The 12274-nt window shown below is 51.7% G+C and carries 9 protein-coding genes; 7 read left to right on the forward strand and 2 right to left on the reverse strand.

What is annotated here, in order from left to right; genetic code table 11:
- Together FBQ85_17640 and FBQ85_17645 are read right to left on the reverse strand one after the other, a co-directional pair.
- Positions 1–218: hypothetical protein (locus tag FBQ85_17640; GenBank protein MDL1876958.1), on the reverse strand; the 218-nt coding region annotated here is incomplete at its 3' end.
- A gap of 171 nt (positions 219–389) precedes the next feature.
- Complete coding sequence (locus FBQ85_17645; protein MDL1876959.1) at positions 390–1193, reverse strand: phytanoyl-CoA dioxygenase family protein; 804 nt, start codon at positions 1191–1193, stop codon at positions 390–392.
- A 278-nt stretch (positions 1194–1471) separates the two neighbouring features.
- Between FBQ85_17645 and FBQ85_17650 the strand changes: the two genes are divergently transcribed.
- From FBQ85_17650 to FBQ85_17680, 7 genes are all read left to right on the forward strand, one after another.
- Entirely contained in the window at positions 1472–2743 is a 1272-nt protein-coding gene (locus tag FBQ85_17650; GenBank protein MDL1876960.1) for a Gfo/Idh/MocA family oxidoreductase, read from the forward strand.
- Positions 2744–3018: 275 nt separating this feature from the next.
- Positions 3019–3876, forward strand: a complete 858-nt coding sequence (locus tag FBQ85_17655; protein ID MDL1876961.1) for a hypothetical protein — start codon at positions 3019–3021, stop codon at positions 3874–3876.
- Between the two features lie 689 nt (positions 3877–4565).
- Positions 4566–5243 carry a response regulator transcription factor gene (locus FBQ85_17660; protein MDL1876962.1) on the forward strand — a complete coding sequence of 226 codons (678 nt, stop codon included), beginning with the start codon at positions 4566–4568 and terminating at the stop codon, positions 5241–5243.
- Positions 5240–6652 carry a HAMP domain-containing histidine kinase gene (locus tag FBQ85_17665; protein MDL1876963.1) on the forward strand — a complete coding sequence of 471 codons (1413 nt, stop codon included), beginning with the start codon at positions 5240–5242 and terminating at the stop codon, positions 6650–6652. The genes FBQ85_17660 and FBQ85_17665 overlap by 4 nt, the downstream gene beginning before the upstream one ends.
- Before the next feature lie 762 nt (positions 6653–7414).
- Positions 7415–8422: a sigma-54-dependent Fis family transcriptional regulator gene (locus FBQ85_17670; GenBank protein MDL1876964.1), complete on the forward strand. Its 1008-nt coding sequence runs from the start codon at positions 7415–7417 to the stop codon at positions 8420–8422.
- Positions 8423–8875: 453 nt separating this feature from the next.
- A complete protein-coding gene (locus tag FBQ85_17675) occupies positions 8876–9229 on the forward strand; it encodes a hypothetical protein (protein MDL1876965.1) in 354 nt (117 codons plus the stop codon).
- A gap of 310 nt (positions 9230–9539) precedes the next feature.
- Positions 9540–12143, forward strand: a complete 2604-nt coding sequence (locus FBQ85_17680; protein ID MDL1876966.1) for a hypothetical protein — start codon at positions 9540–9542, stop codon at positions 12141–12143.
- Positions 12144–12274 lie beyond the last annotated feature (131 nt).

Consider the following 12274-nt stretch of genomic DNA (forward strand, 5'->3'; position numbering starts at 1 on the left):
AAGCAATTCACTGCACTCTGCATGTCCGGTTCGAAGTATTTCCCGCCACGCAGTGTGTCGGAATGATCGCGGATCCACAACGCTGGCGTATCGGGTGAGCGAAAGCCGCGCACGCGTGTACCTTCGATGGGCATGGTGATGAGATCAGCTTTGAGAAAATCCAAAATCTGTGCGCAGAACTTTTCCCAAACGCCGGAGGGGGTTTTGATTTCAAGCATTCGGAATGCGAAGGATCGTGATTGAGATACCAGAAACGTTTATGTCATTTTGTAAGAATCTTGTGAATATCCCTTTCCGCGCCGCTACTCCACAGGATTCCTTCAATTGACACGCACTGTACCGATATTGCACGCAAGCAAATGCCGGGCAGCATGGCCGAGACCTTTGCTTCACTTTTTCGGCCAGAGCAGCGGGTTCTGGCTGTCGTCATTCAGGGGATCGCCGACTTTGAGTTTGGCGACCTGTTCTTTCGATAGAATGTTTTGATTGCCGTTGAAGGTCGCGCCCTCGGGCATGTAGGCGCAGGTCATGGCGCGGCGCCAGCGCGGCGTCATATTGGGACCGGCGCCGTGCGCTGTCAAACCGTTGTGCAAGCCCGCGGTGCCGGGCTTCATTACAGCCGCCACCGGCTCGAGGTTTCTGAATTCGGGATAATATTTGAATAGGGCATCCATGTTTTGCCCGATGTCAACATTGTCGTAGCGTGCGAGTTTGTGCGAGCCTGGCAGATAGTACATGCAGCCGTTTTGCAAAGTCGCTTCATCGAGCGCGATCCAAATTGAGATCGCTTGCGGCGAGTGAAAAGACCAGTAGGGGTTGTCGAGATGCCAGGCCGTGGGGTTGGCCCAGGGCTGCTTTTGCAGGGTTTGATCGTGCCACACCCGCATGCCTGAAGCGCCGGTGAGCTGGCACAGCATTTGGCCCAGCTCCGGGCTGAGAAAATATTTCTTAATGGTGGGATTGATCTTCCACAAATTCAGGCGCTGCACGAATACTTTGTCGTAGAACGATTCGCCCTCGACCAAATCCTTGTTGCCCTCACCGGCGACTTTTTGCTTGCCCATTTGGTTCACGGCTTCCGACACCGCGGCGATGATTTCCTCCACTTCTGCAGGCGTCAAGAAATTCTCCAAAATCAAATAACCGTCGCGTTGATAGGCTTGAATTTGTTCAGGGGTTACTCTGGTATTCATGCACGCTCCTTTTTTGACTCCTGGTTAACTTGCGGTTGCGTCACGAGTGGACTGTCACCTCAATTTGCAGGAGCACCCGCTCGAGATGTCGTCCCGCCCGGCGGGATATACTTTTCAAGGTTACAGCACACTAGTTTATTTAGGTAGCGAATCCCGCTGCATGTTTCCTGGTTACTTTGGCGGCAAAGATTTGCTGTTTCGGTCGATCATCACCGCGTGCGGTTTTTTTGCAGAATTTCATTGGCGATTAGGGCGAGAGCGAATATATTCATCGCGGCATGCAGCGAATGTGTCGCACAAATCTCATTGAGCAACGATTCAATTTAAAAAAATCCATGGAACCATTGCGTTTTGTTGTTATCGGACTCGGCGGTTATGGCCTCGTGCATTTGGATGCGGTGCAGTGGCTGGCGCAACAAGGGTTGGGCCGGCTCACCGGCATGATCGCGCTGCCGGAAGATCGCAAAAAGAATCCCGAACGCACGGCGGCATTGCAGTCGCAGGGTGTAACATTGTTCGAGAGCATCGCTGATTTCTTCGCGCACGGTACTGATCTCGCCGACGTAGTTGGCGTTCCCATCGGCATTCACCAACACGTGCCGGTGAGTTGCGCGGCTTTGCAGGCGGGATTGCACGTTTATTGCGAAAAACCGCTGGCCGCCACGGTGCCCGAGGTTGACCGGCTGATTCAGGTTCGTAACGCCAGCAACAGAAAACTTGCGGTGGGATTTCAACACATCTACAGCCACTCGATTCAGCAACTCAAAGCGCGCATTTGTGCAGGAAGGCTCGGGCGCGTGCAGTCGATTTCTCTCTTGTGCGGCTGGCCGCGCAGCAGGCAGTATTTCACGCGCAACGAATGGGCGGGAAAATTGCGGCTCGGCAGCGATTGGGTTTTAGACAGTCCCGCGAACAATGCGCACGCTCACTACGTGCTCAATATGCTTTATCTCGCCTCCGCGACGGAAAACACGGCGGCAGTCCCGGTTGCGTTGCGCGCCGAGTTGTATCGCGCCAATGCCATCGAAAGCTGCGACACAGTGCAGATGAAATACACCACGTCGGAGGGGGTGAACTGCCACGCGCTGCTCACGCACGCGAATGCGCGCCCGCTGGGTCCGCTCATGAAAATCGTTTGTGAGAAGGGCTCGGTGGTTTGGGAGGGTGACAACGGTCAAACGCTGATTGAATATGCCGGCGGCTCGACAGAGCGCTTCAACAATGAGACGCATGACAAGTGGCGCTATGAAGGATTTAGGGATTTGGTGCACGCGATTCGAAACGACGCCGCACCGCTCTGTTCCCCCGAAATCGCGCGCAGTCACACGCTCACCATCAAGGCCATGCACGAAAGCTGCCCCGAGATCGTCACCGTGCCAAAGGAATTCATCGACCAGGTTGAAGATTGGGAAATGTTTCCTCCCAATACCAAGGGCAATTTCAATCGCATTCGCGATCTGGATCAACACCTGCTTGAGGCATTCCAACAAAGTGTGTTCTTGAGCGAGCTGGGCGTGCCGTGGGCAAAATCGCGAGGCCGCAAAGTCTAAATCTGATGAGCTGTAAATCTCAAAAGGAATCGCGGCGAGTCAAGAATTCTAACGAGTGTAAAACCGAAGCGCAAGGCATGACTGAAAATGCCTTGCGCTTTTTTCTTGTGACCGGCCTGACATACAAAAACATAACGAAGGTAATGTGATTGTAAATTTTTAACGCCATTTTGTTTGAAAAAAGAATGCCACGCCGGGGTTACGCATAAAAAATCGGACGCCGGTATGTCTTGACAAAATTCGTAGTCCTTCAACTGATTATCGAGAGGTTCAGCATGAAAAGGATGTTTTGTGCGCCCGTGCGATCATTTTGCTTTATTTCCGGTTTTCTCGCACTGTCATTAGCAGGATGTCAGAAGAATCAGGAAAGTGCCGAGGAGAAAGACGGCGCCGATGCTACGGCGTCTGCTCATAATGGCAGTTATGAGATTGTGATCAACGACAACAACGGCGAAGATTATAACCCCGTCATCGACCCGGCCAATTTCGTCGCCGCGATCGACAACCCCTATTTCAATCTCACGCCCGGCAGGGTGTGGGTTTATGAAGGCAAGGACGAGGATGGCAAAACCGAAAGAGTCGAGGTTGAAGTCACCAATGAAACCAAGACGATTTTGGGAGTCAACACCACTGTGGTTCATGCGCGCGAGTGGGTCGAGGGCGAGCTCGTGGAAGATACCTTCGATTGGTTCGCGCAGGATAAAGATGGAAACGTCTGGTACTTTGGGGAAGACTCCAAAGAAATCGAAGACGGCGAAGTCGTGAACACAAACGGTTCCTGGGAAGCGGGTGTGAATGGTGCCAAGCCCGGAATCGTCATGAAAGCCAATCCGCAGGTCAACGAGGCGTATCGCCAGGAATTTCTGCCCGGTGAGGCTGTAGACATGGGACAAGTACTCAGTTTAAACGAATCTGTGACCATCGGATTGGGAACCTACGCTGACTGCCTTCAAACCAAAGATTGGACTCCGCTTGAGCCGGAAGTGGTTGAGCATAAGTTTTATTCCAAGGATGTTGGGAATGCTATTTTGGAAAAGAAAGTTGCCGGCGAAGCCGGTCAACTGGAGTTGGTTGAGATGAGAATGCTGGAGACACAAACTCCTGAAAGTGAAGAGCAAAGCCTTGAAAATTAAGGGCGAAGCGGGATAGCACTTTATCTGATCCAAACTGGCACACGTTCTTTATTTTTAAAATGCTGAGGCCGTCTTTTTTGGCAAAAGAAGCGGCCAGACGTTGCCGGGCATTCATGTCCATCAAGAAACCATCTACGGATGGTTTCTTTATTTTAGGCGGACAAGCTTGTTGAGAGTAACTAAAAATTAAATTAATGACCCCTAAAAAAATCTCTTGCTTTGTTACAAATCGTTAATTACTTTGTCACAAATTTGTAAAATCAGTATCACAAAATAAAAATTAGCAAGCCACGTTAAGTACAAAGTTGACGTATTGAATGCCCCCGCATGAGGGGCATAATTTTTTGCTTCTGGTTGCTTCTTTTAAATAGAGTGGCGTCGCTTCTTATTCCTCATGGCGACGCTTCTGTTTTCTTTTCAAAACTCCCTAATTTGACATTCGATTTTCGCTGCAAGGCGATGATCAGGTTCTCGCTTGCGAGAACAACAGCACTACTTCCAGCGGACGACAACAGACTTGTGAACCTGAGCATAACGCAGAGGTATTTTTATTTTTAAAACGTAATCTTCGCGCGATCCCATTTCTCTCACAACTACTATTTCGCATTATCCCGGGCCGGCATTTGGCTCGTGCCCTTTGCCCGTTTTTTACATTGTAGACCGTATCCCGATTTGGCGGCGAGACGACCATGCGTATTCTGATTATCGAAGACGAAAAAGACTTGGCGGATATGGTACGCCGTGCCATGTTGCAGGATTCTCATGCCGTTGATGTCGCTCACAACGGGCGAACCGGCGAAGAAATGGCTCTGAGCGAAACCTACGATTTGATCATTTTGGATATCATGCTGCCGGGAAAAGACGGCTTGGCGGTTTCCCGGGAATTGCGCAAGCAGGGCTTGCAAACGCCGATTCTCTTGCTCACGGCGCGTGACAACGTCACGGATCGGGTCAAGGGGCTGGATGCGGGCGCGGATGATTACCTGGGCAAGCCGTTTGCCCTGGCCGAACTGTGCGCGCGCGTGCGCGCGTTACTGCGGCGGCAATCTCAAGCCAAATCTTGTGTGTTGACTCTGGGCGAGCTGGAGATGGATACGGCAACGCACGAGGTGCGCTGGGGTGAAACCCGCGTTAAGCTGACGTCGCGCGAGCACGCGATTTTGGAATATCTACTGCGCAACAAAGGCCGCCTGCTGACCAAGGGCATGATTGCCGAACACGTCTGGGATTATCATTTCAACAGCGACTTCAATCTTATTGAGGTTTATATCCGGCGGTTGCGCAGCAAATTGGAGCAGCGCGGCCGGCCGCGTTTGATTTACACCGTGCGCCACAGCGGTTATGTCATTCGGGAGCCAGACGCATGACGCTGACCCTTCGCGCGCGCCTCATGCTCTGGTATACGCTCGCCTTTTTTGCCGTGTTGACGCTGGTGTTATGCATTCTTGCCCTGGAATTGCACCAACAACTCAGCGATGAAGCGCACGATAAATTGCTCACCGAAGAAACCTGGGTTTCGACCCTGTTTGAAACCGAATTTCAGCCATTGTTGCAGGCGACAGCAGAAAAAGATGACTCGTTGCTCGCCGAACTGCCCGAGGATTTGGAGGAACGCTACGGCTTGAAACGCCAATTCGCCCTGCTGCGGCTCGAACACGGCGCAGAAAAACGTTATTACAGCGGTGGCTTGAAAAACATCGACCGGCTTTTGCCGTTTGGTTTTCTGGAGCAGGGAACCGGAAATTACGATGTGCAGATCGCCGGGAATCGTTACCGCGTGCGCGTTTTTCACCGCGACTGGGGAAGGGTTGCCGTGGGCGTGGAGAATGACACCATCTTCAAAGTGGCACAGAAAACGGGGCAAGTTCTGTTATGGGTTGTGCCGTTATCCGTGTTGCTGGCCAGCGGCGGGGGCTGGATTTTGGCAAAAATGGCGATGCGCCCGGTGGTTCTTGCCGCCCGTGCGGCGGAATCCATCTCGGTGGCCAATCTTCAAGAACGCTTGCAGGATTATGCCGGCAAGGATGAGTTCGGCGCGCTGGTGGCGACGCTCAATCGCATGATCTCGCGCCTGGAAGAGGGCGTCAAGCGCCTGCAACAATTCACGCAAGATGCCGCCCATGAGTTGCGCACGCCGCTTGCCATTTTGCGCGGCGATTTGGAATTAGCCTATCAGGACGAGAAGCTTTCGGATGACACGCGCATCTTCCTGCAAAAAATGCTCGATCGTGTCATTGCGCTGGGCGGGATTGTCGATAATCTCATGCTGTTGGCGCGGTCGGATGCCGGCAATTACCCCTTCAAGAAAAAACTCTTTCGATTTGACGCTCTCGTTCACGAGATTTTTGAAGACCTGCAAATCCTCGCCGAAGGCCGCGCCTTGTCTTTGCAGCTGCGCACGTGCGAGGCGTTGGAATTTTGGGGCGACGAGCTGCTGATGCGCCGCTTGCTGTTGAATCTGTGCGATAATGCATTGAAGTATACCTGTGAAGGAAAAATCGTGCTGGCTTTGCGAAAATCCCGGGACAACGTTGTGTTCACGATTAGCGATACTGGGGCAGGCATATCCGCTGAAGATTTGCCGCATATTTTTGATCGCTTCTATCGCGCCGACAAATCGCGCACGAACTCGACCGGGGGCAGCGGTTTGGGCTTGGCAATTTGCAAATGGATCGTTACGGCTCACCACGGCAAAATCGATCTCACCAGCTCTCCCGGCGCAGGGACGACCGTGCGCGTCAGCTTACCAGGCAAGTTTGAAGCTGTCATGGCTTGACGGAAGTCTCGTTTGCCTCATCCATCACCCCAAGCAATGATATTCCCCACAATGCTCTGTTACTTTTTTGCCTGAAAATCCACTCCCGGCTTTTCGGGATAAAATTTTTGCTTATGCAGCAAACATTTTAAAACCGTGAATGAACGCGAATAAACGCTAACCTCTTATTTGCTTCAATTCGCGCTCATTCGCGGTTGCCCTTGTTTGTCTGCGGCTCGTCTCTGTCAGGTTAAGACAGGATTAATTCTTTGGTTTTTGAACCTGCCTCCTGGGTTTATTTTGATTTTCCCCCCAGTTTTAAGCTACGATTCAGCTTTAATAGTTACATTCACGTAATTATTTTCCTAAGCGTGCGAAAAAAGCATTCTTCTATCCTGCATTTCTAACAAAAACAAATAGCTAAAGAGTTGTTGCCCTTTGGGCACTCTTGGCGTTTGCAACAATAATGGCAATCCGGAGACCGTTATGGCGAACGCAGCACAGCAATTTTTTTGCGGATCAATAAAGCGCCATCCTGGTTGGCGCCTCGACTGCAATTCTGTCCTTACCTATATATAAAACAGAGCATGAAACACTCTAATCTTGTCAGCATGAATGGACGAGATTTTGGGCTTTCATGACTAATTATGCAACTAGAGTTGTTTGTGCTCTGACCAGGAAAGTCATCCGACCCTGTAGGATATACTAAGCTCAATTTTTACACGTTCAGCATGTCAGCATCGGCGGATTGTTTTTTCGCTGACTGCGGAGGTATTTTATTTTATGAAAAGCTTGCTCGACCGCTTGCGCGACACCCAGGCTCTTGCCAAATTGATTGGCGATGCCCCGGCTTTTCTGAAGGCGATTGCCTCACTTCCGGCGATTGCCAAAAGCGACGCCACCATTTTGATTACCGGCGAAACCGGCACGGGCAAAGAGCTGGCCGCCCGCGCCATTCACTACCTGAGCGCCAGGGCTGCATTCCCCTTCATCCCGGTAAACTGCGGCTCGTTTCCTGAAACGCTGTTGGAAGACGAGCTTTTTGGGCACGAACGCGGCGCTTTTACCGATGCGCACACGCAAAGGCGAGGCGTGATTTCACAAGCCGACAAGGGCACGCTTTTTCTAGATGAAATCGAAGCCCTGAGCGCAAAAGCGCAAGTGTCGCTGCTGCGCGTGCTGCAAGAAAAAAAATATCGCGCCCTGGGAGCCAGCGAGGAACAATCCGCCGATGTGCGGATCGTGACGGCGACCAATGCGCCGCTGGATGAATTGGTGCAAGCCGGAAGCTTTCGCGCGGATTTGTACTATCGCCTGCGCGTGCTGTTCATCAATTTGCCGCCTTTGCGCGATCGCAAAGAAGACATCCTGCCGCTGGCCTGCCATTTTTTGAAAAAGCATGCTTATCCGGATCGACAGTTCCTGCAATTCTCGCCCTCGGCTGAGGAGGCCTTGCGCGCTTATGAATGGCCGGGCAATGTCAGAGAGTTGGAGAATGCCGTCATTCGCGGCATTCATCTTTGTCAAGACAACAAAATTGAGATTGAAGATTTGGGCATTCCCGCGCTGACCGCAAGCCGGCATGCCTCAGTCGTTGCCCCCCACGCTGAAGTATGCTCGTTCAAAGCCGAAAAGCAAAAAGTGATCGAGGCGTTTGAGCGGGATTATCTCACGCGCCTTATGCGCGATTACAACGGCAATGTCACGCAAGCCGCGCTGGCCGCAGGCAAGGAACGCCGCGATCTCGGCAAGCTGCTCAAAAAATACCAGATCAATCCCAAGTATTTTTGACCGCTTTCCAGACAAGCTGAAAATTGAGGCTCTTCGAGCAGCTTTATGGACTTTGCCCACAAAAGCTGAGCTCCCACAAAAAAAGCAAAAGCCTTTTTGGTGGGAGTTCGTTTCCGTGGGCGAAAACTTTCAGAATTTTATTCTAACTTTGCGCGCCTGATGGCCGAACGCTGCTTGTCCAAAACATTAAGATATCATGAAATCCCAGATTGACCCATGTATGTTTTGTATGATTTGGTTGCTTTGCTGATTGGGTGAAAATTTCCTCACATGGTGGGTGATTTTTAACCCAACGATTTTACTGCTTTCTAATAAACAACTTATCACCAAATCAAAAATGCAGCTTTGCGGGTGTCTCTTGGCCTACCCCTTAACCTATGCCCGAGATGATCCTTATTAAGCTATTGAAAATACGGTTCTCGTGAGCCACAAAAATTTTGGCTGCATCTTTGCATGAGAACTTACAATTCAAAAGAACCATTTGCGCCAGCAACGCTTAATAAGGACCGGGTTAACCTTGAACAACCCATGCGCAACTCATTGAAGCTCAACAAGGATGAACACCAGCGCGAAAAGGAACTGACCGATGCCATTCTCGAGTATCTTACCGAGCATCCCCAGGCCTCGGATACGTTGGAGGGTATTGCCGAGTGGTGGGTCATGCGTCAGCAAGTTCGCGTTGAAATCAAGACCCTCTTGAAAGTTTTGCGCCAATTAACCGGCAACGGTCTTTTAGAGAAAATCGGCTATGGTGATGAAGCCCTGTATCATCTTAAAGCCAAGGAGGACGGACGGCATCCCTCTTAGATGCCCTCTGAAAAAGTTCTAGCATTGACCATGTTGGCCGGTCGACGGAAAAACAGATTATCCGCAATCGGTTGATTTTTTGATAATCGTCGCTCGGCCAATAGCCATTCCTACTAGCCTCTCAGGACGAGTCGTTAGACCCAAGTCTCCTTATTCCATTTCAAAGATAACGTGCAAATTTGCCCACGTGATGGGCTTGTGTCGGTTTTTAAGTTTCTCGATTGCTTTGGCCCTTCACCGCGTGATCACAACACCGCAACGACTGACACGCAAATTATTTTTGGCTGAACCCCAAGCGCGAGGTTAGAAAATGTATTTCAAGAGATTTGTGCTGAGTTTTTTTTGCTTGACCTTCGTTCTTCTGTTGGCGGGCGTCACGCGGGCACAAACGGATAGCAACACAGTCACCATTTCGATTAGCAGCGGCATGGCCCCAACATTTTCCTGGGTGCCAGACATTCCGATCGGACGTCTGGTGGTCGAGCAGGGCGAGAAAGAGCTCTGGGGCACGGAAACGGAGGGCACCGACACCTACCGCTCGCCGATTCGCTACGGCGTTCATCCGCCCGATGCGCTGGAAGATGTGCCCGCCGATCCCTTGGTTGCCGGAGAAACTTATACCGTTTCGCTGTTTCGGTGGATCAGATTCGCCGAGCCGGAAAGCCTGGAATTCGTCGGCTCACAAGAATTTAGCCCCATTCCTGCTGCAGAAGGCGAAGAAGAACCGGTTGCCGGCATTCGCCCCACCTTGCGCGCCGGTGTTCTGGCGCCCGATTTCAAGCTTGAAGGTACGTCAGACACCCAGTCCTGGTGGGAGGGTGCCGAATCTATTTCCAACCTCGTTACCATCGAACCGGAAGAGGGCGGCACTCCCGCAGGCCGCACGGTTGTCAGAGTGTTGGCTAATGCTCAAGAAATCGTCGTGGGCGTGCGCTGCTACGATAGCGAACCGAAAGGCATCGTTGCTTTTTCCAAAGCCCGGGATGTTGCCTTCGAAGATGAATATCAGGAAGATCACATTGTGATCGTGTTTGACACGTTTCTTGATGGCCGTTCTGGATACGTCTTTTCAGTCAATCCCAACGGCGCGCGTTCCGAGGGCTTGGTGATCGAGCAGGGGGAAGACGTGAATGGCGATTGGGATACGATTTGGGATGCCAAAACCTCGCGCGATAATGCCGGCTGGTCCGCCGAGATTCGTATTCCGATCAAAAGTCTCAGTTTCAAAAAAGGCCTAACCGAGTGGGGTTTCAACGTGCAGCGTCGCGTGGAACGGTTACAGGAAACCAGCCGTTGGGCCAGCGCCAAGCGCGACTATGAAATCTATCAAACCAGCCGCGCTGGAATTCTCACAGATCTGCCCGAATTCGATCTGGGCGTGGGGTTGAGCATTCGTCCGGCCGTGGTCGGCAGAGGCCGCAAACCTGAGCCAGGCGCGAGCACGGAAACAGAGGGGGACTTTAGCCTGGACATCACCCAAAAACTGGGATCGAATCTTTTGTCGGCGTTGACGGTGAACACGGATTTTGCCGAAACCGAAGTGGATGTCCGACAAATCAACTTGAGCCGCTTTCCGGTTTTCTTCCCGGAAAAACGCAGCTTCTTTTTGGAAGGCGCAGATATTTTCGAGTTCGGCATCGGCCTGGACGAAGACACCATCTTGCCGTTCTTTACCCGCCGCATCGGCCTTTATGGCGACCCGGAAGCAGATCAGGCGCCGATTCCCATCAACGTTGGCGGTAAAATCAATGGCCGTGTCGGCAACTCCAACCTAGGCGCGCTCGTCGCCAATACTCGCAAGGTAGAGGAATTTGCCGCGACCGAGGACACCACCATTGAAGTCGGGCAGGCAACCATGGGGGCGTTTCGCCTTAAACAAAACGTGTTGGAAGAGTCTTCGCTGGGCATGCTGGCCACCTTCGGCGATCAACAGGGCCGCGCCGACAGTTGGTCCGCGGGCGTTGATTTCACCTTTCGCACTTCGGAATTCATGAATGAAAAAACGTTGTTGATCGGTGTGTGGGGCCTGCTCAACAATCGCGAAGATTTGGAAGGCGATAAATCCGCCTACGGTCTGCGTATCGATTATCCCAATGATTTGTTCGACGTCAACTTCACTACGATTCGCATTGGCCCGGGCTTCGATCCCTCACTCGGGTTTGTGCCGCGCCGGAATATTCATCTGTGGGATTTCACCGGTGATTACAAGCCGCGGCCCAACTGGTCGTTGGTGCGCCAGATGACGCACGAATTCTCCTTCCGGCTGTTCAATACTTGGAATAATTCCGAGTGGGAAAGTTATGACCTGCTCATAACACCGCTCGACTGGCTCTTTGAGAGCGGCGATAATATTAAAGCCAGCTTGCTGCGACAGGGCGACCGGCCGCCGGAAGTTTTCGAGCTTGCTAATGACGTGGACATTGCCACCGGCTCTTATGAGTGGACGCGCTACGCTGTCGAAGCACGTTCAGCGCAGAAGCGTATGCTCAGCGCCGCCATCCGCTGGGAGGCCGGCAATTATTACAATGGTGATTTGAACACCCTGGAGGGAGCATTGACGCTGAAACCCTCGTCGTTTCTCACGCTGGAATTCAGCGGTGAGCGCAATACCGGCAAAGCAACCGCGTTCGATGAAGAAGAAGAAACATTTACCGAGACTGATTTTACCGAGGAATTGTTCGGTTTGCGGTTTCAACTGAATTTCTCCCCCAACCTGCAATTCAGCAGCCTGACGCAATATGACACGCAGAGCCGCGAGCTGGGTTCCAACAACAAGCTGCGCTGGACGTTTAACCCGCTCGGCGATCTTTTCCTGGTCTACAATCACAACATGGTCCGGCGGGTCAGCGACAATCGTTGGGAATTTGTTTCTAACGAGCTGCCGGTAAAGATTCAGTATGCCTGGCGATTCTAAGTTGGCAATTATCAATTAACAATTGTCAATTAATAATTGAAAATAATCAATTATCACACGGAGAGCGACATCATGAACACGGCTTGCCGGAGAGTTCTAGCCCTGACGTCCCCCTTTTTTGCGATTGTTTT

It is taken from the genome of Cytophagia bacterium CHB2, assembly GCA_030263535.1.
Classification (GTDB): Bacteria; Zhuqueibacterota; Zhuqueibacteria; order Zhuqueibacterales; family Zhuqueibacteraceae; genus Coneutiohabitans.